The organism is Candidatus Binataceae bacterium (assembly GCA_035508495.1).
Lineage (GTDB): Bacteria > Desulfobacterota > Binatia > Binatales > Binataceae > JASHPB01.
The window spans coordinates 144,657-169,571 of sequence record DATJMX010000002.1; the positions used below are offsets into that span (position 1 = coordinate 144,657).

Genomic DNA, 24,915 nt, shown 5'->3' on the forward strand with positions numbered 1-24,915 from the left:
TGTTCGGTAATCGGGCGTCTACTAACTTACGAATCGAGCCGCGACCTGCGCGGTCTCAAAACTCCGCGAAAGAGGCATCCCTTGGCTGCGAACGGTCTAAGAACAGATAAGATCTGGATGGACGGCAACCTCGTTTCCTACGATGAGGCCACCGTCCACGTACTGACGCACAGCCTGCACTACGGCCTCGCGGTATTCGAAGGGATGCGCTGCTACAAGACCGACGACGGCCGCTCGGCGATGTTCCGCGCGCATGAGCATATCCGGCGCCTACTCGAATCGGCGCATATCGTCGAGATGCCGATTCCCTACAGCGGCGAGGAGCTGGTCAAGGCCTGCGCCGACGTGATTCGCGTCAACAAGCTCGCCGAATGCTACCTGCGGCCGCTCGCGTTCTATGGCGAAGGCGAGATGGGCCTGTCGGCGCGCGGCAACAAGACGCGCGTTTCAATCGCGGCCTGGCCATGGGGCGCGTATCTGGGCGAGGACAGCGACAAGGGCGTGCGCCTCAAGACCTCGTCGTTCGTGCGGTTCCATCACAATTCGATGATGCCGGCGGCGAAGGTCTCTGGGCATTACGTCAATTCGATCCTCGCCGGCTACGAGGCGCGCCGCAACGGCTATGACGAAGCGCTCCTGCTCGACACGCAGGGCTTCGTCGCCGAGGGCAGCGGCGAGAATGTGTTCGTCATCCGCGACGCTGTCGTCAGGACGCCGCCGCTCACCTCGATCCTGGGCGGTATCACGCGCGACGCCGTGATGCGGATCCTCAAGGACCAGGGCGTCGAGGTCCGCGAGGAGTACTTCGCGCGCGACGCATTCTATATCGGTGATGAGGCTTTCATGACCGGTACGGCGGCCGAAGTGACGCCGGTGGTCGAGCTCGACGATCGGCGCATCGGCACCGGCAAGCCCGGGCCGATCACACAAAAAGTCCGCGCCACCTTCGATGCCGCACTGCGCGGCCGCGAATCGCGTTATCGCGAGTGGCTTTATTACGTTTGAGGGAACCATTCGGCCTCGCGCCGCGTTGATGTCGCGAGGATCTATTCTATGAAGATGATTTCCCTGCTGATATTCGCCGCCGCAGTCGTCGTCCTAGTCCTCGCGATGCGCCCGAAGCGCGCCTCTGCCGATCTCCTCAAGGAAGGGCAGTTCGCGCCCCCGTTCGCGACCCAGATGGTCACGGGCGAGCAAGTCTCTCCTGTTTCGCTCGCCGATTTTCACGGCAAGCGCGTCATCCTTTATTTCTATCCGAAGGACAACACGCCGGGATGCACCAAGGAGGCGTGCTCGTTTCGCGATGGCTACGCGAAGTTCCAGCAGGCCGGGCTCGTGGTGCTGGGATGCTCGATTGACACAGCCGACTCGCACAAGGCGTTTATCCAGAAGTACGGCCTACCCTTTCCGCTCCTGCTCGATCCCGACAAGAAGATCGCCAAGGAATACGGCGCCGCCAATGGCATCCCAATCCTGGGCTTGGATCGTCGCATCACCTATGTGATCGGCGAAGACGGCCGCGTCCTGAAGGTCTATCCCAACGTCGATCCGTCGATACACTCAGGAGAGATCCTGAGCGACCTGAGCAAGCTGCCACCACCGGCTGCAACTACGCCTGCAACAGACGCATCCCCAGCCAGCGCGCCTCCATCGAATTGATACGCGGCAGGCCGGGCGCTGGCGCCTTCCTTATTTGATACACCCCCGACACCATCACCAAACGCCGGTTCCTGGAGGCAGCCCCAGCAGCACTCGCCCCGCGGCCTCATACATCGCGGGCTGCACGGTGACGTGCGCGCCGACGATATGCGCGTCGCGGAAGCATCGCTCGAGCGGGCTCGACTCGTGGATAGCAGTGGCGCCGCCAGCAGTGAACATCAGATCAACCGCCTGAGTGCAGCGATGGACCGCATCGACCGCCGCCAGATGCGCAACCGCGCGTTGCTCGTGCGATACCGCCTCGCCGCTCGCGAGGCATTGCCAGACTTGATCTACGGTCTGGTAAAGAAAGGCGCTCGCCGAGCGTGCGATCGCCTCGGCGCGGGCGACATCGGTCTGAATCGCGATTCGCTCGCGGATTGGATGCGCGGAAAAAACCGCTTTCTTGGACTGCGCGAGATCTTTGAGCGCCTCGATCGCGTGGCGCGCGATACCGATCGCGATCGCAGCCTTGGCGAAGGCATAAGTCACCAGCATCGGGCATCGATAGAGCGCGCCCGTCTCGACCGGAGATCGATCGAAACCCATCGGCGCGGCGAATCCTTCACCGATGAAGGCGTCCTCGATCATGTAATCGTGACTGCCCGTACCGCGCATCCCCGTGACGCGCCACGTGTCGAGAATCTTGATGTCAGCGGGGCGGACCGCGACTCCGTAGAGTTCGGGCAAGCCATTGGGTCCGGCCACGAACGCGCCGGCCTCATGGCAGATCGCGCCAACGATGAACACGTCGGCCTGTTGGCATCCGCTGCCGAAATGCCACCGTCCGGTGAGGCGAAAGCCGCCCTCGACGCGTCGCAACTGTCCCGGCGGACTCACACTGCCCGCGATAATCGCCCGCGGAATCGACGCGATGAGCTTGCGCGCGTTGGGAGCGCCGAGAAAGCCGCCCCATACACCGAGATCGAACGCGATCATCACGTTCCATCCGGTCGCACCGTCGGCGTAGCTGAGTTCCTCGATCGCCCGCAGCGCATCGCCAAGCGGCGTCTCGAGTCCGCCGAGCGCGGCCGGCGTACCCATAGCGAGGAGCCCGCGCGCTCGGAGCGCATCGACAACAGGCGTCGCCAGCCTCCGCCCTCTTTCGGTTTCATCAGCATGCTCGCGAACCAGCGGCCCCAACTCGCGCGCCGCCGCCACGACCGAAGTGTTACGACTACCCATCGGACTTCTCCTCTTCACGGCTCGATCCTACAGATAACACTTCGCATGCCGATTCCCATTACTTCGCTGGTCATGGTTGCTCGGGCATTACGACGTCCGGTGAGTAGCCGAGGCTGGTCGCGAGCATGACTGCAGCCGCGGCGATCGTCGGCGCATCCTGGGTGCGATTGATTAGTTCGGCGAGTCCTTGCACGTGTGCATCGAGCGATCCGAAGGCGTCAGAGTCGAAGAGCGCGTCTATCAGTCGATTCGGATCGTAGCCTGATTCCGCGAGGGCCTCGCGCCGGGCGCATCGCCAAAACTCGCGCGGCTCGATTCGTTCGAAATCGACCAGCGCCGCGATGCGCTCTCGAAAAATCGGGAGCAGAGTCGAATATCGAGCGATCGCATCGAGATGCACGGCCGTGTCCTGCGAGGTGAGGAAATCATTCACCGTTGATTCCTCGCCACAAACGCCGAGCGAGCCTGTTGCCGGTTCGATCTTGATGAATCGCTCCAATGATCCATTGCGCTCGAGGCCGAGCGGATAGAGCCGGCATGCGAGCGGGCGGCCGCGATGAACACCGCATCGAACCCCGTCGAGCGCGACGCATCGGCCGTCATCGCCGAACTTCAGAATCGCGCCGCGCCGAATCGTGAATCGTCGCACCGCCTCCGCCGTGGAGATTGCCGCGGCGCGAGCTAACCGCGTCACGTCATAAGGTGAAAGCGTGATCACTTTCTCGCGGCAGCATCGCCCGCAGGCATTGCATACGTAGGAGAATGGACTCTGCCGATTCACGTAAGAACCATACGATCCGAGTCACGCAAAGATGAAGAAACCACAAAGACCCGAAGAGCACTAAGAAATCCTGCTTCTGATCTTCGTGCGCTTAGTGTCTTGGTGGTTCTCTTCTGCCTGCCTCCCTGCTACTCAAAGCGATTGGTCTGCGATACGATCGGGGTTCGCCTGATCACGCAATTTACGGGGAGCGATCCGACAAGATGGATTTTAACTATTCGGCCGAACAGGAAGCCTACCGCATGCAGGTCCGCAGCTGGCTCGAGGAGAACAAGCCTCAAGCTCTTGGCCGCGGCGATGACGTCGAGTCCACTGGCGACGAGGCCCAGTGGGAGCGCCTCAAGGCCTGGCACAAGAAGCTTTATCACGCGGGATGGGCGGGGCTGACCTGGCCCAAGGAATACGGCGGGCGCGGCGCGACCTTTGTCGAGCAGGTGATCTTTCAGCAGGAGCTCGGCCGCCTGAATCTGCCGATGGGATGCAACGTGCTGGGCGTGATCATGAATGGCCCGGCGCTTATGCAGTGGGGCACCGAGGAGCAGAAGAAGCGCTACCTGCAGCCGATCCTCGCCGGCGATGAAATCTGGTGCGAAGGAATGTCGGAGCCGGGCGCCGGGTCGGACCTTGCCTCGATCCAGACGCGCGCCGAGCTCAAGGGCGACGAGTTCATCGTCAACGGCCAGAAGGTCTGGACGACGATCGCGCATCGCTCGCATTTCTGTCAGCTCTTCGTGCGCACCGATCCCGACGCGCCCAAGCACAAGGGCATGAGCGCGCTCATCGTCGATATGCGGAGCCCCGGTCTCACGGTGCGGCCGCTCAAGCAGATCACCGGCGACGCCGAGTTCAACGAAATCTTTCTCGAAGACGTACACGTGCCGAAGGAGAACCTGCTCGGCCCGGTGAACGCCGGATGGCAGGTCCTGGTCGCGACGCTGATGCATGAGCGATTCGGCATCGGCGAGACGATCGGCGGCACCGAAGCGATCCTGCGTCAGCTAATCGACGTCGCGAAGAAGGTGCAGTTGGGCGGCAAGCCAGCGATCGAAAATCCTGACGTGCGCCAGCAGATCGCGCAATTCGCGACCGAGGCTATGGCGAAGAAGTATAACGGCATGCGCAGTCTGACCAAGCGTTTGAAGGGCCAGCTTCCCGGGGCCGAGGCGTCGATCTCCAAGCTCATATCGACGGACCTCTCGCAGCGGATGACCAAGTACATCACGCGCTTGATGCCGATGTACGCGATCCTCGATCGACACACGCCTTTCGCGCCCGATGGCGATTGGGCGCGGCGCATCCTGGCGTCTGAATCGATGACGATCGCGGGCGGCACGTCTCCCGTGCAGAAGAACATGATCGGCGAGCGAGTCCTCCAGCTTCCCAAGGGCTGACACGAATCGGATATTGTTAATGGAAGGGCGGCCCTGAATCGGGCCGCCCTTTTTTTCATCTTATCGCGAACAGCACGATCTATCGCTGAGCAATCGCATTTCAATTGTGCATATTTTTTGCTTGTCTCCGTGAGAACGTGCGATTTTGGCGCTCATAGGGCCAAGGTTTGCCGTTTCTATATGCATATGCCGACCTAATAAGCGGCAATTAGTTTTCGCGGGAGGTTGAGATGATCGCAGGTAGGAAAGGCGGCATCAGAGCCGCAATGTTGCCGCTCGGGATTTTGCCACTGCTCGGGCTCGCCTCGAGCGCCCACGCCGAGCTTCCGGCCGCACCGCAGATTGGCAATATCGAAGGCTCGGACACCGCGTGGCTGCTGGTCTCGGCCGCGCTCGTCCTGATGATGACGATTCCGGGTCTCGCGCTTTTCTACGGCGGGATGGTGCGGCGCAAGAACGTGCTCTCGATCTTGATGCAGAGCTTCATTCTGGTCGGGCTCGTCTCGATTCAGTGGATCATCTTCGGCTACAGCCTCGCGTTCGCTCCCGGCAGCGCGATCATCGGCGCGCTTTCATGGGTCGGTCTCGCGGGCGTCAGCGCCGTTCATCCCTACGCCGCTTACTCCGCGACCGTGCCGCATCAAGCCTACATGATCTACCAATGCATGTTCGCCGTGATCACGCCGGCGCTAATCACGGGCGCGATCGCCGAGCGGATGTCGTTCAAGGGCTTCCTGCTTTTCAGCCTGCTATGGACAACGCTCATCTACGATCCGCTCGCGCATTGGGTGTGGGGCGTCGACGGATGGATTCACAGGATGGGCGCGCTCGATTTCGCTGGCGGCACCGTCGTTCACATCTCGTCGGGCGCCGCCGCGCTCGCGGGCGCGCTGCTGGTCGGCAAGCGCAAGGGATTCATGCGCGAGCCGATGCCACCGCATAACCTGACGCTCACGATCACTGGCGCTGGCCTTTTGTGGGTCGGATGGTTCGGCTTCAACGCCGGCAGCTCGCTGGCAGCCAACGGCCTCGCCGTATCCGCCTTCGTCGCGACGCACATGGGCGCCGCCGCCGCGACACTCTCATGGGTATTCGCCGAGTGGATGATCCTCGGCAAGCCAACGACGCTCGGTGCGGCGAGCGGCGCAGTCGCGGGCCTCGTCGCGATCACACCGGCATCGGGGTACGTCGGCCCGATTCCCGCCGTGATCATCGGGATGATCGCCGGCGTCGTCTGCTTCTCGGCGGTCAGGATGAAGACGCGCTTCGGCTATGACGACGCGCTCGATGTGGTCGGCGTGCACATGGTCGGCGGCATTCTGGGCGCGGTACTGACCGGCTTCTTCGCGAGCCTCGCAGTCAACGCCGCCGGCGCCGACGGCCTGTTCTTCGGCAACCCGCACCAGGTGATTGTTCAGCTGATCGCGGTCGCTTCGAGCGTGCTGTTCTCGTTTATCGGCAGCTCGATCCTGCTCAAGGTCACCGACATGCTGGTTGGAATCCGCGTCGATGCGGAGTCGGAGCAAATCGGCCTCGATCTCACCGAGCACGAAGAGAGCGCCTACGCCTTCGAAGCCTGAGGTTCGATTCGAGTGCCAAAAAAAGAGGGCGGTGTCATCGCGACGCCGCCCTCTTTCGTTTTCTGACGCCTTCGATTTAGCGCTGCATCACCTGGAACAGGATCGGACCCGCCTCGGCCATCAGCTCGCCGACTACCTCGTGCAGCGGCTTGCTCGGCAGCGCGAGTTTTTCAGTAAGTGATCGCATGATGAGCAGGTAGCGCTCTTTGAATTCGGGCTGAATCGTCTCGAGCCGGACTTCTTCCATCACCTCGATGAAGCGGCGATGAACCTCGACGATCTCGATATCGACCGGGTCGGTAAACTTCTTCTGACGCGCCATGATGCTTCCCTCGCGAATACGCCGACTATATCACAAACGTCTCGAACGTATGATGTTCAGCCGACTAGTCAATTGGCAATCAGGATTCGCGCCCAGCGCGGCGGCACTGGCAGAAGGCGCCGTGTGCCGGCGCCATTGAACTTCTCGTCGTTGTTGAGCTTATCGACCAGGTGGCTGAAGCCGCCGGGTAGTCGCAGGGGAATCTGCGCGGTGTGCGCGGAGGCATTCAGAGCGATGACAATCGATTCACTGTGAAACCGTCTGATGAATGCGAACTGTTCCGGCGCGACATGAAGCTCCGCGTAATCGCCGACCTGGAGCGCGCGGAGCTGGTGCCGCAATGCGATTAGCTTTTTGACCGCGGCGCACAGCTCGGGATGCGGTGCGTGATGGGAGAGCGCGCGAATATCCAGCGCGGGCCTGAGCGAAGCATCGGTACCGTGCTGCTTGCGGCCTTCGATTCCGAATTCGCTGCCATAATAAATCGACGGTACTCCCGGCATCGTCATCAGCAGCGCGTAAAGCGGATACAGTAGCGTCGGCTCGCGCAGGATACTCGCGGCGCGGGTGACGTCGTGATTGTCCACGAAATTGTAGAGCGGAATTCCACGATACATACCCTCGGGTCCGAATTCGCGATTCAACGAATATGCAATCTCGAAATAGTTCCGATCGTTGAGACTCGACCACAGCCCTTTGTAAGCCTCGTAGTTAGTCGTCGATGCAAGTGCGCCCGGATGAGCCCAATTGCGGTAGTCGCCGTGCACAACTTCGCCCATTAGCCAGAAGGCCGGCTTGATTCGCCGGCAATACTCACTCAGCTCGTGAATGAAATCGGCGTCGAGGCCGTCGGCGACATCGAGTCGGAGTCCATCGATCTCGAAACGCTCGACCCACGATGAAACCGCGTCGAGCAGATGTTTTCGGACCGCCGCGCTTTTCAGATTGAGCTTCACCAGATCGTAGTTGCCGGCCCAGCCTTTGTAGTGAAACGGCTCGCCGTACGGGCTGCGGCGAGAAAAATCGAGATGGAACCAATCGCAATACTGCGACTCGCGGCCGCGCTCGCGTACATCGCGGAAGGCCCAGAAATCGCGCCCCGTGTGATGAAAGACGGCATCGAGCACGAGGCGGATTCCGCGCCGGTGCAGATCGCGCGAAAAATTTCCAAGGGCATCATCGTTGCCAAGCCGGCGATCGACCTTGAAAAGGTCAGCGGTGTCGTAGCCATGAGAGCTCGACTCGAAAACCGGGCCGAGCAGCAGCGCATTGATTCCGAGATGTTCGAAATGATTGATCCATTCTCGCAATGTCGAAATGCGATCGACGCACGGCGCGTCGAAATCATTGCGCGCGGGCGCGCCGAGGCATCCGAGGGGAAATAGATGATAGAAAATCGTGCGCCATGACCAATGCTCGTTATCGATCATTTTGATACCTACCGTTCGGTATAGATTGAAGACGCGGATATTTCGGGGCTTCGGCGCATCGGGTCACAAAGCCTACGAATAAATGCCGTGGCTGAATTGATGCACGATATCGCGGCGCAGCCGGTCGGTGATCACCAGATGCTCGTTGAGCTGCAACGCAACGTAGCTGTTGATCATACCGACCAGCGTCACGGCGTAGCGGCGATGGCGGCCGCGCATGTTACCGTGCTCGCGCACTGCGGCGGCGAACATCTCCTCGAGGATCGCCTGGCGGCGCGCATAGTGATGCGTCGCGACGCGATATGCGTCACTGTCTTTGGGGGCAAAATACAGCGCCAGTTCAAGGCGGTAGAAATCCGGTTCGCGCGAGGCGAAATCAACGTAGGCGGCAACGATGCGGTCGAGGGTCAACGGCAGATCGCGCTCGTAGCGGGCCGCCGCACGGACCGCATCATCGAGCGCCACCGCGTGCTCGGCAAATATCGCCTCGAGTAGACCCTGCTTGCTGCCGAAGAAATGATAGAGCGTGGGCTTGGCGACCCCGGCACTTTCGACGATCTCCTGCACCCCGACGGCATCGTAGCCGCGACGGGCAAAGAGCCCGCGCGCCGCGCGTATCAGACCTGTCCGCGAATCCACATCAAAATATATACCGTTCGGTACATATTGAGGCAATACCGCGGTTAGCAATGTAACGAAAAAGGCCGATGCGCCTGTAGGTGCATCGGCCTTCGCGGCAGAACGCGCAGGGCCGGTTCCTTCGCCGGCTCAGGCGCGTCCCGCTGCCGCGTCAGGCTGCCCGTGCTGACTGCTGCGGACGTTCGCTTTCGACGTTTTTGAAATAAGGAATCACGTACCTGCCGACCAGTTTGATCGTGTCCATGATCGCCTGATGCGGCATGCGGCCGACCTGGACCAGCAGCATCAACTCGTCGATACCGGCGGCAGGATACTTTGCCACGCCGGCGATGCAATCGTCGGGGTTGCCGCAGATGACGGTGCCAGTAGCCGACGCGGTTTCGATATTGAAGGCCGAGGGCTCGAGCGGCGTAATTGGCAGCGGCGCATTTGGATCGAGCTGCTTATTCTTGCTCGAAATCAACGCCTCGGAAATATTCGAATAGTATTTGTACGACTGCGCATTCTTCGGAATATACAGTTTCTGGCCGAGATCCCAGAAGAAGCGCATGTTCGGCTCTGCGACTGCATATGCCTTATCGCGCGTTTCCGCGCAGCAGGCCATCGCAGACGACGCGACCTGATTATTGACAAAAGCGCCCGCGGGATTGGTGCAGGCTTCCGCCGCGGCGCGATAGAGCCCGATTTGATTTTCAAGCATGCCCGGCGCAGTGAAGCCGAATGACAACAGCCCGAGCCCGAGCCGTCCCGCGCGCTGGAAGCTTGAGGGCTGCGTCGCCGCATGCCAGAGCGGCGGATGCGGCTTCTGGAGCGGCTTGGGCAGAACCGCGCGCTCCGGCATCTTGAGATACTTGCCGTCGAAGGAAACCGTCTCGTTCATCCACATCTTCGGGATCGCGCGCACCGACTCTTCCCATTGGTCGAGGGTCTCATCGGGATCGATATTGAAGCCGCCAAGTTCCTGTTCGGTGATCGACCTGCCCGTGCCGAGCTCGACGCGGCCATTGGAGAGAAGATCAAGCACCGCGGCGCGTTCGGCGACACGAACCGGATGATTGTACTTGTGCGGCAGGAGCACCACGCCGTGGCCGAGGCGGATACGCTGGGTGCGCTGACTAATCGCACCGAAGAACACTTCGGGCGCTGAGCTGTGCGAGTACTCAGTCAGAAAATGATGTTCAACGAACCAGGCCGCGTGAAATCCCATTTCCTCGGCCAGTTCGATCTGTGCCATGGCCTGCCAGTACGTGTTGTACTCGGACTTCTCGGTCCACGGCTTGGCCATCTGGAGTTCATAGATAAGTGAGATTCGCATAACACCTCCTGCGCCTATTGCCTTAGCAACTCGTGCTCGTGTTCTTCGATTTCTGAGTAAACCTCGCGCTCGAGCGTGCGATAACGCTCGAGCGTGCGTGCGAGGCGGGCATTATCATCGCGTTGGGTGGCGAGCTGGTTGAGCTTCGCCGTGATCCACTGGAGATGCCATTCTTCGTCGCGCGCGACATCGGCCAGCAATTCGGCCGTTACTGGATCGACGTCTTTCATTGCCGCATGCGCCAGGTAGCGGCTTTGGGCACGTTCCTCCGTGATGAGAGTGAGCGCGAAAATTTCGACTAAATCGGTCGGCACGCCGATTTTGGCATGGAGACGGCGTTGATAGCCGTCTGCAACCTCGATCGGCGTGCCGCCGAGCTGTGCGATCCGCTCTGACCAAAGCAGCGCGTGGCGGGTCTCGTCGGCGAGATGCCGGGTCAACTTGGCCTGTGCATCGGGGTCATGCATCAGTCGGGTCAGAGCGAGAAGGAGACGCGCGCCGCGCAGTTCGGCGTCGCGATAAAAGCTGTAAACCAGGATTCGCGGATCTTGCACCACTACTCAGAACCTCTCTGCTCACGTGAGGCACGGCGATACGAGGAATAGCCCGCGAATACGAACAGGCTAATCAGGATGAACGGCATCAGGGTCAAAAGTGCAGTACTCAAATAGTAGGCATGAAGCGCACGAGTACCGGAGGCCGCAAAGCAACTCGGACAGGCAGGCGCGATAGCCGGCGACACGAGAATCGCGAGTGTCGCGGTGAAAGCGGCGAGAGCGAAGTAAGTTGGTACTTTCACACTACATGCCGTGGCGAAAGACGATATCTGGAATGAGCGTTAGTGCGAGGCCGAGAAAGAAAAGAACCGGGACCAGCACTATCAAATAGATGAGATAGTGCTCATGCTTGAGATGCATATAATTGCGCAGCACGAGTCCCGCTTTGACGGCGGCTACGCCAAAGATCAGCCCGACTGCGACTACGCGCGGGATCGGCAGGCCGAAGATCGACAAGCCGACAACCAGCAGCACCACCAGCCATATCCAGATAAAGAAGTAGAGCCCGTTCTGATTGTGCGGCATCGCCGCGTCATGGGTTGTATCAGTCATTGACACTACCTCAGGTCAGATAGAGAAGCGGGAACAGGAAGATCCAGACCACATCGACGAAATGCCAGTAGAGCCCGGCGAATTCGAGGCGGCGTTCGAGGAAATCCCACGGCGCCTTGCGCAGCGCAGCGATCAGCAGCAAGCCATTAACGACGAGGCCGCCGAACATGTGCAGGGCGTGAAGTCCCGTCATCCCGAAATAGAATGACCAGAATAGGCTGGTGCTCGGCACGAAGCCTTCATGAATCTCGCTCGAATACTCATATGACTTTATTCCGAGGAACGTGAGCCCGAGCGCGATCGTGAGAAAGAGGCAGAGGCGAGTGCGCGCCAGGTTATGCGCACGCGCATAGCCAAGCGCCAAAATCATCGTAAGGCTCGAGGTCACGAGCACTAGAGTGTTGATGGCGCCCAGCTTCCAATGCACGTGCTTCGCTGACTCAGCGAAGGCCCCGTGTGACGCGAACGAGAACAGTACGAAGGCGGTGATCAGGCCGCCGAAGACCATGATCTCCGAGCCGAGGAACCACCAGATCGCGATCTTGCCCGGTGGAATTTGACGAATCGTATCGTCGTGTTCCGGAATTAGTACGTGTGCGCCTGCAGCCATTGCTAAGAGCCTCTCAGTCGGCGGCCAGCTGGATATCGACCAGTTCCTCGGGAGCTACATTTTGCGGAATATAGTCCTGCGCCGCACCGGGTACGCTGTACTCATAGGGATCGCGATAGACGCGAGGCGGCACCGCAAAATTCGGATGATGCGGTGGCGAACCCACTGTCCACTCAAGAGTGTTTGCGTGCCACGGATTTTGCTCCGCACGCGGGCCTCGGGCGAGCGAGTAAAGGAAGTTGATAATGAACGGCACCTGGCCAATGAGTAATGCGATCGCGCCATATGTCGCGACTACGTGCAGCGGCTGCAGATGCTTCAGCATGTCGTAGGAGGAGAGCTCGTAGATTCGGCGCGGACTGCCGCCGAGGCCCACGAAGAAGAGCGGGATGAATATCATGTTGAAGGTGATGAACGTGATAACGAAATGAACCTGCGCGAGTTTCTCGTTCATCATGCGGCCGAACATTTTTGGGAACCAGAAATAAATTCCCGCAAACCCGCCGAAGAACACGACCGGGAAAAGTGTGTAATGGAAATGCGCGACGACAAAGTACGTGCCGTGCATTACGATGTCCACGGCGGCCGAGCCGAGAAAGATTCCCGTCACGCCGCCGATCAGGAACGTTGCGACGCCGCCGAGCGCGAACAGCATCGGCGATGCAAACCGAATCGAACCGCCCCACAGGCTCGCGATCATCGAGAACAGGATGATCGCGAACGGCACTGAGATCAGGATGGTCGTAACGCTGAATGGACTCGCAAGGCGTGGATCCATGCCGGAGACGAACATGTGATGTGCCCAGACGACGAAGCTGAGCAAGCCTGCCGCGATCGTCGAGTAGACCATCACTTTGTACCCGAAGATCGGTTTGCGGGCGAAGACCGGGATCACTTCGAGCATGATGCCGAAACCCGGCAGCGCCACGACGTAAACTTCAGGATGACCAAAGAACCAGAACAGATGCTCCCACAACAGCGGATCGCCGCCTTTGTCGGGCTGATAGAACCCGGTGCCCATCGTGCGATCGAGCAGGAGCATGATCGCGCCCGCGATCAGCGGTCCGACCGAAAGCAGGAAAACCACCGCCGCCGTAAGCTCCATCCAGACCAGTAGCGGCAGGCGCATCAGCGTCATCCCGCGCGTGCGCAGGTTGAGACCAGTGACGAGGAAGTTCACGCCGCCCATAAGGAACGAGGCGAACTCGAGCGCGAGCGCGATGATCCAGAGGTTCTGTCCCCAGCCGACGCCGGTGTAGACAGCCTTGTCGGAGAGCGGCACGTAGCCAGTCCATCCCGAGGCGGCCGGACCTTCGGGCATGAAAAACGATGCGATGAGCACGCTCGAAGCGGCGAATATTGTCCAGAATGACATCGCGTTGAGGCGCGGAAACGCCATGTCATCAGCGCCGACCATCAGCGGGATCAGGTAGTTGCCGAACGCGCCGAGCAGAAACGGCATCGCCACGAAGAAGACCATGATCGTGCCGTGCATCGTGATGAGCGCGTTGTACTGGTCGGGACCGATCGGACCCCATCCGGGAATCGAGGTCTCAGGCCACGCGAGCTGCCATCTGATGAGGTAGCTCGATCCGCCGCCGATGAGCGCCATCACGGCGGAAAGCGTCAGGTACTGCTTCGCGATGACCTTGTGATCGACGGAGAAAATGTAGCGGCCGATGAAGCCGGCCTCGTGGGTCTCGTGATGCGCAATCGGCGCGGCGGATGCTGCGATGGCAGTCGACATTACGCTCCTCCCAGGCTACTTGCCGGCGTTGGCCAGCATGTCCGCGCGCCAGCGCGCGTAGTCGGCGGCGGTATGCACGATGATCTGCCCGCGCATCGAGTAGTGACCGAAGCCGCACAGTTCCGAGCACGCGATTTCATAGGTCCCCGGCCTCGTCACTTCGAACCATGCGACGATCCTCCGGCCGGGAACGACATCCTGCTTGAGTCTCAGATTGGGCACCCAGAAACTGTGAATGACGTCCTGAGAACTGAGCGTGACGCGAACTATTTTTCCAACGGGAACGTGAAGCTCGTTCTCCAGCGTCACGTCGTTAGGCCCGCCGAGCTTGCCGTCCTTGCCTGGGTAGGTGAAGTTCCAGTTGAACTGCTTGGCGGTGACGTTGACGATAACGTCGGCGGGGGGCTGATTCTCCTTGACGAGCGCCCACGCGCGATGACCTGCGGCGTCGATGCCGAGGTCGAAGATTAGAATGATCAGGCACGGAACGATGATCCACGCGAACTCGCGCACATTGTCGCCGCGATTGTAGATCGCGCGCGGCACGCGGCCGCGTCGATAGTGAACGGCGAAGTAGACGAGCAGCACTTCGCTGACGATGAAAAAGAATCCGACGACGTAGAGAATCAGCCGGAAGACCGAGTCGATTTCGCCACCGAAGGTGGAGACGCTTTCAGGAAAGATTCCGCCCATTGCTGCCCGCCGTGGTTGTGAGTCCGGGGACAGAGAGCACGCGCTATGCCATTAGCGGCGCCTATACGGGGTCAGCGTTTTTATCAACCAAACATTCGGTAAGTGACTCCGATGGCGCCAGCAGCGCGAAGCGATGCGTCCATCGGCGGCAACAATAGTCGACTAAATGGAGCGGGAAATCAGAACAGGAAGCGGCGGGTGTTTACGCTTATCAAGAGGCCCATCGCGAACATCATGGCGATTAGCGATGAGCCGCCGTAGCTCACGAGCGGTAGCGTGATGCCGACGACGGGCAGCATCCCGGTGGCCATGCCGATATTGATCGCGACCTGCCAGAAGACGATCGCCGTGAGGCCCATCGCGAGCAATGCGCCGAAGCGATCGCGCGAATGCCTCGCGATCCATGCGCCGCGCGCGATCAGCGCCCCATAGAGCGTGAGCAGTGTGATCGATCCCATGAGCCCGAATTCTTCGGCGAAGACCGCGAAGATAAAGTCGGTGCTCTGCTCGGGCAGGAAGTTGAGCCGCGCCTGCGTGCCGTTCAGGAAGCCCTTGCCGGACGGACCGCCCGCGCCGATCGCGATTTCGGACTGGATGATGTGATAACCGGAGCCGAGCGGATCGGCCTGCGGATTCAGGAAGCTGACGAGGCGCTGGCGCTGATACGGCTTCAGGAAGTGCCAACTTGCCGGAGCGACGAGCACGGCCGCGAGCCCGAGAATCACCATCGTCCGCGTGTTCAGGCCACTGATATAGACGAGCGTCACCGTGATCAGCATCAGGATGAGCCCGGTGCCGAGATCCGGTTGCTTGAGCACCAGCACGAACGGCACTCCGAGCAGGAGAGCCGGGATGATCAAGTGGCGCAGGCCCCATCCGCCCTTGGGCGGCTCCTCGCGCAGATAGCGCACCATCACGAGGACGACAGCCAGCTTCGCCAGCTCTGATGGCTCGAGATGAAAGAAACCCAGATTGATCCAGCGGCGCGAACCGCCGGTCGCGTGTCCCGCTATCATGACCGCGATCAGCAGTCCGACCACGGCCACGTAGAGAGGATAGGCGTAGGTTTGCAGTGCGCGGTAATCGAAGAGCGCCGCGATAACCAGGGCGAGCACGCCGACCGCGATCCAGACGACCTGTCGTATCACGAGCGGATTGATCAGCTTGTGGCCGCCATATGAAGCGCTGATCACGCTGATCAGCCCGATGCCCGCGAGGCCAAGTACGATCAGGAACACGGTCCAGTCGAAATGCAGGATGATGCGCCGATCAGGTCCCGCCACCGCTAGCGCTCCTGGGCGTCGTCGGCCGCATCCTCGGCGGATTCCGAAGTGCCGTTGTCGGTGGCCGCCGCAGGTGCGGCGCTGTCGTCGAGGACGCGCGCGATCGCGGGACGATTTGTGTCGCTGGTCAACTGCGTGTCCGCAGGCGGATAGAGCTGAAAGAATTTCTGCATCACATCGTGAACTGCGGGCGCCGCCGCGCTGCCGCCGTGGCCGCCGTGCTCGACGATACATGCGATCGCAATCTGGGCGTGCTCCTTGGGCGCGAAGGCCATGAACCACGCATGGTCGCGCTTCTCGAAGGGAGTGCTGTTTTTGGCGTCGTTACCCTCGCCGCCAGTGCCCGACTTGTCGCCCACGATCTGTGCGGTACCCGTCTTGCCGCAAACCGTTATGCCGGGGAGCGCGGCTTTGTGCGCGGTACCGCCAGAGCCGTTAACGACGTCAGCCATAGCGTCTTTGACGACGGACAGGAGCGCCGGATCGATCGCGATGCGGTTTTCGACTTCGGGCTCGAACGCCCGCACGACGCTGCCATCGTTGCCCTCGATGTATTTTACAAAGTGCGGGCGATAGCGCGTTCCCCCGTTGGCAACCTGCGCGGCAAGTTGTGCGAGTTGGAGCGGAGTCACGGCGACGTAGCCCTGGCCGATCGCTACGGACAGCGTCTCGGCCGGATACCATCGCTCGTGGTAGCGTTTCTGCTTCCACGCCGATGACGGGATCAAGCCGGGCTTTTCATTGTCGAGCTGGATACCGCTCTTCTCGCCGAGGCCGAGGGCGTTGGCCCACTTGGCGATCCGATCGACACCGAGCTTCTCGCCGACTTCGTAGAAGTACACGTCGCACGAGCGCACGATCGCATTGTGTAACTCGATCGAGCCGTGGCCTTGCTTGCGCCAGCAATGGTACACGCGGCCGCCGAACCAGAGACCGCCTGGGCAGCTATAGACGGTATCGGGGTGAAGCGTGCCTTCCTCGAGGCCCGCGATCGAATCGACGATCTTGAATGTCGAGCCCGGCGGGTAGATACCCTGCACAACGCGGTTTTGCAGGGGGTGATTGGGGTCCTCGATGAGCGCCTTCCAGTCCGCAGCTTTGATTCCGCCGCCGAAGATGTCTGGGTCAAACGCCGGATGCGAGACCATCGCGAGGATCTCGCCGTTATTGGGATCGATCGCGACGAGCGCGCCGTTTTTGCCCGCCATCGCCTGCTCAGCCGCCTGCTGAACGTCTAGATCAATCGTCAGCACGATGCTCTGGCCGGGAGTGTCAGGCATCTCCTTGAGGATGCGTAGCCTGCGGCCCACGGAATCGACTTCGATTTCCTGGCCGCCAGCGTCGCCGCGCAGGAAGGGCTCGAGCTGGCGTTCGAGACCAAATTTTCCGATCTCGTCGCCCATGTGATAGTCGGCCTTTTTGATCAGGTCGTTCTTGGTGACCTCGCCGACATAGCCGAGCAGATGCGCGCCCATCTCACCGTATAGATAATGTCGCGCCGGCGTGATCTCGAGACTGACGCCGGGCAGTTCGAGCTGATGCGTCTCGAGCGCGACGACCTGTGGCCAGTTGAGTCGCTCCTGAACGACTACCGGATCGTAAGCGGGACGATCGTCGTCTTCAGCGTCCGAGATTTTTTCCGCGACGCCATCTGTGCCGAGATACTTCTCGACCCTCTCGATTGTCTCGGAGAGATTCGTCGCGTCCTCAGGAACGATGACGGCATCGAACGACGGACGCGTATCGACCAGGGGCCGATGCTTACGATCGAACACGAGGCCGCGCGGTGCGGGCTCACGGCGAATGCGAATCCGGTTGCGATCCGCCAGGTCGGCCATGTCCTGGTGATGCAGGACCTGGAGGTAATAGAGGCGCACCGATGCCATCGCCAGCACAGTCATCATCACAGCCGTGATGACGGTGATGCGAGGCTCGAGCTTGGGAACCGGGGCTTCTTTGGATGGGCGAATTTTCGCCACAGGGCTACCGCTAATATCTATTCACGTGCCGAAGCAGTAGGCAATCCTACCAGCTTTTTTGCGCTCGCCAGCATCGAGAAGATCATCGGAGCAAGAATGGCGGACAAGATGGCCTGGACGGCCAGCGCGGGCAGCAAAGGGCCTATGTCACCCAGGCTGTCCATCCCGTCGGTTATCGCGATCGAGCCGAGCGTGATCAGAACCGTCGCGATCATCACCAGCATCGCGCCGACAAATGCGTTGGTCACCATCAGACGGCTCGACATTTCATACGCCGCGACGAAGACCAGCGTTACGAAAAACGCGTTGAGCCCGAGATGCGAGCCGGAGAACGTATCGGTCGCGTAACCCATCCCGAAGGCCAGCAACGCGGGCAGCGCGCCATGATGCCGCAGGCCCAGATCGACGGCGAGGATCACGATCAGATTCGGAACAATCGCGCGAACCGGAATCAGATGAGGCAGCGCGGTTTCAATCGCCAGCGAGATAAGCGCGAAAAATGAGAACACCACTATCAAGCGCAACGCTCAGTCCTTGACCTGTTCTTCGAGCCGCGGCGGCGGCTCGGTCACTATCAGGACCTGCTCGAGCGAGCGGAAATCAACCGCGGGTGCTATCTCGACCGCAAGGAACATCCCAGGACCTTCGCGCCGCACGCCCTTGATGCTGCCGACCAGCAGGCCGCGCGGAAAAATGCCGTCGAGTCCGGATGTGATGATCGTGTCGCCCGACTTAACGTCCTGCGAGCGGTCGACGTATTTCAACATCACGCCCTCATCGACCATCCCCGCGACGATGCCACGTGCACGCGAGCGTTCGTCGAAGCCGTCCAGGGCAGAGTTGTGATCGTCGAGCAGGAGCACGCGCGAGGAATGCGGGCTCGAGGAGATAATCTTGCCGACCACGCCCTGGTTCGACAGCACCGCCATCCCGGGGCGGATGCCGCCGTAAGTTCCGGTGCCTAAAAGGAGCGTATGCGAAAGGCCGGTCGCGTCGCTGCCGATGACGTTGGCCGCGACGGCGCGCAGCTCCAGGACATCCTTGAGATCGAGCAATTCGCTCAGATGATGGTTCTCGGTCTGGAGCTCGTCGAGCCGGGCGCGATCGCTGGTCAGCTTGGCGAGCTCGGCCTTGAGCTGCTTGTTCTCCGCGCGGACATTAACCAGGTCGATATAGTTGCGATAGATCGACGAGACGCCGTCGGTAAGCCGCGACGTGGCGGCATCGAGGGGCCGCACCAGCTCCATGAGGATTGAAGTGGGCTTGGCGGAGAGATCGCCGGGATGGACGCCAGTCGAAATAAAGTGCAGCGACAAAATGATCAGAATGCCGCTGGTCAGCAGGACACGATTACGCCAGAGAAATGTGCTTCTCACGTCAATTCGCCCCGGACCCGGGCGGAGTCTCACGCGAAATCGAAATTACGGTCAATCCACCGTCACGTCGCGCAAGAGCGACAACTCGTCAAGCACCTTGCCCGCACCCATCACGACCGCAGTCAGCGGATCGTCCGCCAACGTCACCGGCAATCCTGTCTCCTCGCGCAGTAGCACATCCAGGTTGCGTAAAAGCGCGCCGCCACCGGCCAACACGATTCCCTTATCGACGATGTCCGACGCGAGCTCCGGTGGCGTGCGCTCGAGTGCGATTCGCACCGACTCGACCACCTGCCGTACCGGCTCCATCAGAGCCTCGCGGATTTCTTCGTCGGTGATTTCGATAATCTTGGGCACGCCGGCCACCAGATCGCGGCCCTTGATCTCCATCGTCTGGATTTCATTGCCGGGATACGCGGAGCCGATCGTTATCTTAATGAGCTCGGCGGTACGCTCGCCGATGAGGAGATTATACTTGCGCTTGATGTGCTGGATGATCGCTTCATCCATCTTGTCGCCTGCGACACGCACCGAGCGCGAAAACACCACGCCCGCCAGCGAGATCACCGCGACTTCAGTTGTGCCGCCGCCGATATCGACGATCATGTTGCCGGCAGGCTCCGTGATCGGCAGCCCGGCGCCGATCGCCGCGGCCATCGGCTCTTCGATTAGATAAACTTCGCGCGCGCCTGCCGATTCAGCCGACTCGCGCACCGCGCGCTTCTCAACCGCGGTGATTCCAAATGGCACGCAGATGACGATACGCGGGCGGGGACGCACAAGCGTCTTGCCCGAGTGGATCTTCTGAATGAAGTAGCGAAGCATGTTCTCGGTGATCTCGAAATCGGCGATCACGCCGTCCTTGAGCGGACGGATGGCGACGATCGAGCCCGGAGTGCGGCCGAGCATCTTCTTCGCTTCAGCGCCGATCGCGAGCACGCGGCGCGAGCCGCGCGAATCCTTCTGCACCGCGACGACCGAAGGCTCATTACAAACGATGCCCTCGCCCTTGACGTAGATCAGGGTGTTGGCGGTGCCGAGATCGATCGCCAGATCGTTGGAGAACCAACCAAAAACGGAATTGAGGACCACTGAATTCGTCCCCTCCACCAGGCTCTGGCCTGGTCTAAAGTCTTACCAGCCCGAAAGCCAATCCCGAGCACGCTCGATTTGCTGAAGTCAAAAATCCCCGCGAGCGAGCCCGACTCCCATCGCCGTCGTTAAACTAACAGCCGCCGGAGTTGCTGGCAAGATAATCGCCCGAATTGCGCGCTAAAACAGGGCTGATATGATTACCCGACCATGCTCGATAAGTTGCGCGGACATCAGAACTCCTGGATCACCTGGGGAGTAGGCGGCTTCATTGCCCTCACGATGATTTTCTGGGGGCTCGGCTCCGGTATGATTGGCCGCGTTCATCCGGTCGCGACGGTGGACGGCAAGCGAATCCTCGCCGACCAGCTCGATCGCCAGGCGATCGAGTTCCGCAACACGATCCAACAGATGTATGGCGCCAACGCGGCGCAGATTCTGAAGTCGGTTAATGTGCGGCAGCAGGCGCTCGAAACCCTTATCGAATCCCAACTCGTCGCCAACGAGGCCCATCGCCTCGGTATCGTTATCTCGACCAATGCCCTGCAGCAGAAGATCGCCTCGCAGCCAGCCTTCCAGCAGGACGGCCAGTTCGACTTCGATCGCTACCAGGAGTTACTGCGCGAGCAGGGGATGCTGCCGCACGAGTTCGAAGATTCAGTCCGCAGCGATATGTTGCAGGACACGCTGCGCTCGATGATCGACTCCGGCGTGCAGGTCAGCGACGACGAGGTTCGCCAGGCCTACAACCTGCGCAACGAGAAGATCGGCCTTAGCTACCTCGTGGTGCCGTACCAAAGCTTCAGCGCGGCTATCAATCCGTCGCCCAAGGATCTCGCCGACTTCTACTCCCAGTTCAAAGAGCAGTTTCGCGAGCCGGATCGAATCAAGATCGAGTTCATCCACTATGAGCCTCGCGTTCTCGCCGCGAAGATTACGCCGACCGATCAGGAGATCAAGGATTATTACGAGCGCAACCTGAAAACTCAGTTCACCCATCCTGAGCAGGTTCACGCGCAGCACATCCTCGTCGCTGTGCCGGCGGGCGCCACCAAGGCCGAGAAAGACAAGGCCAAGCAGAAGGCGCTGACGATTCTCACCATGGCGCACAAGCAGGACTTCGCCAAGCTCGCGGCGAAGTACTCCGACGATCCATCGAACAAGAACTCCGGCGGCGATCTCGGAACCTTCAGCCGCGGTGAAATGGTCAAGCCATTCGAAGATGCCGTCTTCCAAATGAAGCCCGGCGATATCGCAATGGTCGAGACGCAGTTCGGCTATCACATCGTCAAACTCGACGAGCATAAGGCCCCGCACGTCGATACGCTCGAACAGGCCAAGCCGCAGATCATCGAAGCGATTCGCGAAGGCCAAGGCACGAGGATCTCGCGCGAGGCGCTAAACCAGGACCTCAGCGACGCGCTCTCGGGCGCGAGCCTCGAGGTCATCGCGCAAAAGCGCGGCATCGACGTTGTAACGACGCCGCTGGTCGGACGTGACGAGTTGATCCCGGGGACGGCGGACTCGAAAGAGCTGCTTGACGCTGGCTTCCGGCTCGAGGTCGGGCAGGCGCGCGGGGTGCCGGTCGGCAACGCGCCCTACCTGATCAAGCTCGTGATGCGCGATCCGTCGCATATCCCGCCGCTCAAGGATATCGAGGCCAAGGTCCGCGACGCTTACGTCAGGAACATGGCGCAGGAAAAGGCCCATGCCGAAGCGGCGCGGCTCGCCAAGTTAATCAAGGGTCCGCAGGATTTTGCCAGCGTGGCCGCGGCCAACAAGCTCCAGGTCAAAAGCGCCGAGCCGTTCACGCGCGTGACCAACGATGTCCCCGGCATTGGCCAGTTCCCCGAAGTTGCCGACGCCGCGAGTCTGCAACCGGCGGTGCCCGGCGTGATCGACTCGGTGATGGAACACGGCGGCGACTCGTACATCTTCGAAGTAACGTCTCGCACGAATCCGACCGACGACGAATGGAAGAGCGACCAGAAGTCATTCGTCGAGGAGTATCAACAGCGGCGCCGCGCCCTTGCCTGGCAGAACTTCCTCGATCAGTTACGCGCGCAGGCCAAGATCACGATTGACACGGAGCAACTGGCTTCGTCACAGGCCTCGATGTAGGACGCGCCCGGCTATATAAGGATTTCATTATGAGTGAATCGGACGACGAACCTCCGCAATCGTTCAAAATTGCCGTCGATACCAGTGAGTTTTTCTTCCCCGGCGAGGGACTGAGCGCGCTGCTCGTCCATGGCCTCGGCGGGACCCCCTTTGAGATGCGCTATCTCGGAGAGCAGCTCGCCGCGGCGGGTATCCGCGTGCGCGGTGTGCGCCTGGCGGGACATGCGGGCGCGCCTTACGAACTCGGCGCGACCGGTCCCGATAACTGGTACGAGAGCGTCGTCCACGGCTTCGAGGAGTTGCGGCAGTACGGCGACCCGAACGTTGTAATCGGGCAGTCGCTGGGCGCCGTGCTTGGCGCGCGGCTCGCGGTCGACCAGCGCGAATCGGTCGCGGGCCTCGTGATGCTCTCCGCCGCGTTCTTCCTTCCCCCGGCGGTGTCAGCCGCTCTCAAAGCGGCGTCGCTGCTTGGTCCGGTCGTCGACAAACTGTACGTGCACGTCGCGGACTCGTCGGATATCCACGATGCCGCCGCGCGCCAGATCCATCCGACGATGCATCTGACTCCGCTCTCGGCGCCGATTCGCCTGATGGCGTTATCCGCCCAGGTGCGGCCGATGCTGCCGCGCGTGACGCAGCCCGCGCTCGTCATTCATGCGAAGAACGATCACACCTGTCCGGTTGCGAGGAACGTAAACTACGTGATGAAAAACCTCGGCAGCACTGCCAAGCGCGCAGTGCATCTCGAGGAAAGCTATCACGTGGTGAGCGTGGACAGCGAACGCGATCGGGTGGTGGCCGAAATCCTGGGCTTCGTCGATCAGCTCCGCGCCCAACCTCATCGCGCCGCCGTGTAATCGCGCTTGGCAGTGAGATGGAAGTCGGCCATCTGGCCGACAACCTCGCGCTGATCGATACCCTGGCGGCATTCGACGAGTGGCAGGCTGAAGGCAGGAGCGACCTTGGCTACGATTTTTCGGTAGGCTCTTCTTCCTCTTTGGCGGGCGTAACCACGACGTTGATTTTTTTGGGCTCGGCGTCGGACTGCAGAGGGATCGTTATCTCGATCACGCCGTCGCGGGTCGTCGCTTTTATCTGCGCCGAATCGATGCCGTGCGGCACATTGAGCCGCCGTTCGAGCGAGCCGTAAGAAATCTCGCGGCGGAGGTAGTTTTCCTTTTTGATCTCACTTTCTTCCCGGCGCTCGCCGCGAATCGTCAGAACGTCACCGAGCAAGCTTACCTCGATATCCTTCGGACTGATTCCCGGCACGTCAGCGCGGATGACGAGATTGCCGTCCTTTACGAAGCTTTCGATCGCCGGCGAGGCGAACTGCTCGTCATCAAACGCATGCCCCTCGTAGGCACGCGGAAAACTGGACTCAAGGTTTCTGACCCAGCGTTCGAGATCGCGAAACGATCTCCACGGCCCAATCGCTCCCATGAGAATGCCTCCTGATGAGCGGGTTTACGATTTCATTGCTCGGCCATGTGCAAAGGGCCTGCCAGATTATTTCGCCCGAGCTGACTGTGCGCCGTTGAAATCTGTATCCGACGGAGACATGACGAGCGGGCCAACTTTGACGCCAAACGCACCACACCACCGCCACATCCTGAGTATTCGGCGGAATCCGATGGCATCTCAAATGCACAGACCTCGTAAAAAATGCCGGGAGTGGATTTCGTATGAACCGCGATTTTGAAATCAAACAACTGCTGTGCGCCTACCGAAAAGGGATGCTTAGCGAGGCCGCGTTTGAAGAGGAAATCACTCGCCTCGAGCGCGAGGCGCCACCTGCCGCCGACCATGACACTCCCGCAGGATTTCGCGCCTTCGGCCGGGTCTTTCGCTCGGAGCGCGAAGCGGTGGCGATTTTCCTCGATCGAATCCGTGCGGCGCAGGCTGAATCCGCTGTCGGATTTGCAAGATGGGCCGAGGTTTGCCGCACGCCAGGCCTTCGCACTCCGCTCTGGATGATCGCCGAGCGCGAGGCCTATCACGCGCGTATCTTCGAGCGTCGCCTCCACGAGATCGGCGCCGAGCTGCGGGCCCTGCCTACGGAGCACGAGCGCCAGCTCGTCGAATTGCTGGCGAATCCAGAAGTTTCAGATTCCGACAAACTGCTCTGGTTCGTTTCCGAGGTTCCCGATCCCAAGGAAGCGATTGGACCGATCGTCGATTTCGCCGGCCTGCTCACCGAAGACCTCGAGACGCGCCAGGTCCTGCGCCTGCTCGCCGAGGACGAACTCTCCACGACCGTCTGGCTGCGCGAAACCTGCGTCGCGCTTTCGCAGAACCGGGACGCCGGCGGGCTGCGGCCTCCGGCACATCAATAAGGAGGTGGACCATGCCGGTCGGTGTCGTCAGAACTCAGCATGATGAGGAACTGTGGGAGCGCGCCAAGGAGATCGCGCGCGAGCGCTACCCCGGCGCGATCGGCTCGCACTACTACCGGATCGTCATGGCTATCTACAAAAAGATGGCTCACTACGAGCCCCACGCAGAACAGCACCATACTATGAGATGGCCTCGTTTCGATGACTGATGCGCCTGGCCAAGTTGCG

Annotated in this window: 25 protein-coding genes; 8 read left to right on the plus strand and 17 right to left on the minus strand. The window is 60.7% G+C overall.

The window, feature by feature from the left end; translation table 11 throughout:
- Positions 1–81 precede the first annotated feature (81 nt).
- Entirely contained in the window at positions 82–1,005 is a 924-nt protein-coding gene (locus tag VMA09_01695) for a branched-chain amino acid transaminase (protein HUA32290.1), read from the plus strand.
- Between the two features lie 48 nt (positions 1,006–1,053).
- The gene (locus tag VMA09_01700) at positions 1,054–1,659 is read left to right on the plus strand and encodes a peroxiredoxin (GenBank protein HUA32291.1); all 606 of its coding nucleotides are present in this window, start codon (positions 1,054–1,056) and stop codon (positions 1,657–1,659) included.
- A gap of 54 nt (positions 1,660–1,713) precedes the next feature.
- Here the strand turns inward: VMA09_01700 and VMA09_01705 are convergent, their stop codons facing one another.
- Together VMA09_01705 and VMA09_01710 are read right to left on the minus strand one after the other, a co-directional pair.
- On the minus strand, positions 1,714–2,883 hold the full coding sequence (locus VMA09_01705) for an acyl-CoA dehydrogenase family protein (protein ID HUA32292.1): 1,170 nt from the start codon (positions 2,881–2,883) through the stop codon (positions 1,714–1,716).
- A gap of 70 nt (positions 2,884–2,953) precedes the next feature.
- On the minus strand, positions 2,954–3,664 hold the full coding sequence (locus VMA09_01710) for a YkgJ family cysteine cluster protein (protein HUA32293.1): 711 nt from the start codon (positions 3,662–3,664) through the stop codon (positions 2,954–2,956).
- Positions 3,665–3,867: 203 nt separating this feature from the next.
- On the opposite strand from VMA09_01710, the gene VMA09_01715 reads away from it, so the two are divergent.
- Together VMA09_01715 and VMA09_01720 are read left to right on the plus strand one after the other, a co-directional pair.
- On the plus strand, positions 3,868–5,055 hold the full coding sequence (locus tag VMA09_01715) for an acyl-CoA dehydrogenase family protein (GenBank protein ID HUA32294.1): 1,188 nt from the start codon (positions 3,868–3,870) through the stop codon (positions 5,053–5,055).
- A 230-nt stretch (positions 5,056–5,285) separates the two neighbouring features.
- Positions 5,286–6,635 carry an ammonium transporter gene (locus VMA09_01720; protein HUA32295.1) on the plus strand — a complete coding sequence of 450 codons (1,350 nt, stop codon included), beginning with the start codon at positions 5,286–5,288 and terminating at the stop codon, positions 6,633–6,635.
- 76 nt (positions 6,636–6,711) lie between these two features.
- On the opposite strand, the gene VMA09_01725 is transcribed toward VMA09_01720, so the two are convergent.
- From VMA09_01725 to VMA09_01790, 14 genes are all read right to left on the minus strand, one after another.
- Positions 6,712–6,957, minus strand: coding sequence for a hypothetical protein (locus VMA09_01725; protein ID HUA32296.1), 246 nt, complete (start codon positions 6,955–6,957; stop codon positions 6,712–6,714).
- A gap of 68 nt (positions 6,958–7,025) precedes the next feature.
- Entirely contained in the window at positions 7,026–8,387 is a 1,362-nt protein-coding gene (locus tag VMA09_01730; GenBank protein HUA32297.1) for an alpha-amylase family glycosyl hydrolase, read from the minus strand.
- 72 nt (positions 8,388–8,459) lie between these two features.
- Entirely contained in the window at positions 8,460–9,026 is a 567-nt protein-coding gene (locus VMA09_01735) for a helix-turn-helix domain-containing protein (protein ID HUA32298.1), read from the minus strand.
- A 151-nt stretch (positions 9,027–9,177) separates the two neighbouring features.
- A complete protein-coding gene (locus VMA09_01740; GenBank protein HUA32299.1) occupies positions 9,178–10,341 on the minus strand; it encodes an LLM class flavin-dependent oxidoreductase in 1,164 nt (387 codons plus the stop codon).
- A 14-nt stretch (positions 10,342–10,355) separates the two neighbouring features.
- Positions 10,356–10,898: a ferritin-like domain-containing protein gene (locus VMA09_01745; protein HUA32300.1), complete on the minus strand. Its 543-nt coding sequence runs from the start codon at positions 10,896–10,898 to the stop codon at positions 10,356–10,358.
- A gap of 243 nt (positions 10,899–11,141) precedes the next feature.
- Positions 11,142–11,450, minus strand: a complete 309-nt coding sequence (locus VMA09_01750; protein HUA32301.1) for a cytochrome C oxidase subunit IV family protein — start codon at positions 11,448–11,450, stop codon at positions 11,142–11,144.
- 10 nt (positions 11,451–11,460) lie between these two features.
- Positions 11,461–12,060, minus strand: coding sequence for a cytochrome c oxidase subunit 3 (locus tag VMA09_01755; GenBank protein ID HUA32302.1), 600 nt, complete (start codon positions 12,058–12,060; stop codon positions 11,461–11,463).
- A gap of 13 nt (positions 12,061–12,073) precedes the next feature.
- Positions 12,074–13,807: a cbb3-type cytochrome c oxidase subunit I gene (locus VMA09_01760; GenBank protein ID HUA32303.1), complete on the minus strand. Its 1,734-nt coding sequence runs from the start codon at positions 13,805–13,807 to the stop codon at positions 12,074–12,076.
- Positions 13,808–13,822: 15 nt separating this feature from the next.
- Complete coding sequence (gene coxB, locus VMA09_01765) at positions 13,823–14,500, minus strand: cytochrome c oxidase subunit II (protein ID HUA32304.1); 678 nt, start codon at positions 14,498–14,500, stop codon at positions 13,823–13,825.
- Positions 14,501–14,679: 179 nt separating this feature from the next.
- Positions 14,680–15,783: a rod shape-determining protein RodA gene (gene rodA, locus VMA09_01770; GenBank protein ID HUA32305.1), complete on the minus strand. Its 1,104-nt coding sequence runs from the start codon at positions 15,781–15,783 to the stop codon at positions 14,680–14,682.
- A gap of 2 nt (positions 15,784–15,785) precedes the next feature.
- On the minus strand, positions 15,786–17,762 hold the full coding sequence (gene mrdA, locus VMA09_01775; GenBank protein ID HUA32306.1) for a penicillin-binding protein 2: 1,977 nt from the start codon (positions 17,760–17,762) through the stop codon (positions 15,786–15,788).
- 17 nt (positions 17,763–17,779) lie between these two features.
- On the minus strand, positions 17,780–18,286 hold the full coding sequence (mreD, locus tag VMA09_01780; GenBank protein ID HUA32307.1) for a rod shape-determining protein MreD: 507 nt from the start codon (positions 18,284–18,286) through the stop codon (positions 17,780–17,782).
- 3 nt (positions 18,287–18,289) lie between these two features.
- Positions 18,290–19,138, minus strand: a complete 849-nt coding sequence (gene mreC / locus VMA09_01785) for a rod shape-determining protein MreC (protein ID HUA32308.1) — start codon at positions 19,136–19,138, stop codon at positions 18,290–18,292.
- A 51-nt stretch (positions 19,139–19,189) separates the two neighbouring features.
- Positions 19,190–20,230 carry a rod shape-determining protein gene (locus VMA09_01790; protein HUA32309.1) on the minus strand — a complete coding sequence of 347 codons (1,041 nt, stop codon included), beginning with the start codon at positions 20,228–20,230 and terminating at the stop codon, positions 19,190–19,192.
- 210 nt (positions 20,231–20,440) lie between these two features.
- Here VMA09_01790 and VMA09_01795 point away from each other — a divergent pair, with 210 nt between their 5' ends.
- Entirely contained in the window at positions 20,441–22,351 is a 1,911-nt protein-coding gene (locus VMA09_01795) for a SurA N-terminal domain-containing protein (GenBank protein HUA32310.1), read from the plus strand.
- Positions 22,352–22,380: 29 nt separating this feature from the next.
- Positions 22,381–23,208: an alpha/beta fold hydrolase gene (locus VMA09_01800; protein HUA32311.1), complete on the plus strand. Its 828-nt coding sequence runs from the start codon at positions 22,381–22,383 to the stop codon at positions 23,206–23,208.
- Positions 23,209–23,317: 109 nt separating this feature from the next.
- Here the strand turns inward: VMA09_01800 and VMA09_01805 are convergent, their stop codons facing one another.
- On the minus strand, positions 23,318–23,794 hold the full coding sequence (locus tag VMA09_01805; protein ID HUA32312.1) for an Hsp20/alpha crystallin family protein: 477 nt from the start codon (positions 23,792–23,794) through the stop codon (positions 23,318–23,320).
- 242 nt (positions 23,795–24,036) lie between these two features.
- On the opposite strand from VMA09_01805, the gene VMA09_01810 reads away from it, so the two are divergent.
- Positions 24,037–24,687: a hypothetical protein gene (locus tag VMA09_01810; GenBank protein ID HUA32313.1), complete on the plus strand. Its 651-nt coding sequence runs from the start codon at positions 24,037–24,039 to the stop codon at positions 24,685–24,687.
- 11 nt (positions 24,688–24,698) lie between these two features.
- Entirely contained in the window at positions 24,699–24,896 is a 198-nt protein-coding gene (locus VMA09_01815; GenBank protein HUA32314.1) for a hypothetical protein, read from the plus strand.
- Positions 24,897–24,915: the final 19 nt, after the last annotated feature.

Coding starts and splice junctions, on each gene's coding strand:
- VMA09_01815 (HUA32314.1), top strand. CDS start 24,699: ATGCCGGTCGGTGTCGTCAGAACTCAGCATGATGAGGAACTGTGGGAG.
- VMA09_01715 (HUA32294.1), top strand. CDS start 3,868: ATGGATTTTAACTATTCGGCCGAACAGGAAGCCTACCGCATGCAGGTC.
- VMA09_01795 (HUA32310.1), top strand. CDS start 20,441: ATGCTCGATAAGTTGCGCGGACATCAGAACTCCTGGATCACCTGGGGA.
- VMA09_01725 (HUA32296.1), bottom strand. CDS start 6,957: ATGGCGCGTCAGAAGAAGTTTACCGACCCGGTCGATATCGAGATCGTC.
- VMA09_01760 (HUA32303.1), bottom strand. CDS start 13,807: ATGTCGACTGCCATCGCAGCATCCGCCGCGCCGATTGCGCATCACGAG.
- VMA09_01755 (HUA32302.1), bottom strand. CDS start 12,060: ATGGCTGCAGGCGCACACGTACTAATTCCGGAACACGACGATACGATT.
- VMA09_01800 (HUA32311.1), top strand. CDS start 22,381: ATGAGTGAATCGGACGACGAACCTCCGCAATCGTTCAAAATTGCCGTC.
- VMA09_01805 (HUA32312.1), bottom strand. CDS start 23,794: ATGGGAGCGATTGGGCCGTGGAGATCGTTTCGCGATCTCGAACGCTGG.
- VMA09_01740 (HUA32299.1), bottom strand. CDS start 10,341: ATGCGAATCTCACTTATCTATGAACTCCAGATGGCCAAGCCGTGGACC.
- VMA09_01720 (HUA32295.1), top strand. CDS start 5,286: ATGATCGCAGGTAGGAAAGGCGGCATCAGAGCCGCAATGTTGCCGCTC.
- VMA09_01730 (HUA32297.1), bottom strand. CDS start 8,387: ATGATCGATAACGAGCATTGGTCATGGCGCACGATTTTCTATCATCTA.
- VMA09_01700 (HUA32291.1), top strand. CDS start 1,054: ATGAAGATGATTTCCCTGCTGATATTCGCCGCCGCAGTCGTCGTCCTA.
- coxB (HUA32304.1), bottom strand. CDS start 14,500: ATGGGCGGAATCTTTCCTGAAAGCGTCTCCACCTTCGGTGGCGAAATC.
- VMA09_01750 (HUA32301.1), bottom strand. CDS start 11,450: ATGACTGATACAACCCATGACGCGGCGATGCCGCACAATCAGAACGGG.
- VMA09_01810 (HUA32313.1), top strand. CDS start 24,037: ATGAACCGCGATTTTGAAATCAAACAACTGCTGTGCGCCTACCGAAAA.
- VMA09_01705 (HUA32292.1), bottom strand. CDS start 2,883: ATGGGTAGTCGTAACACTTCGGTCGTGGCGGCGGCGCGCGAGTTGGGG.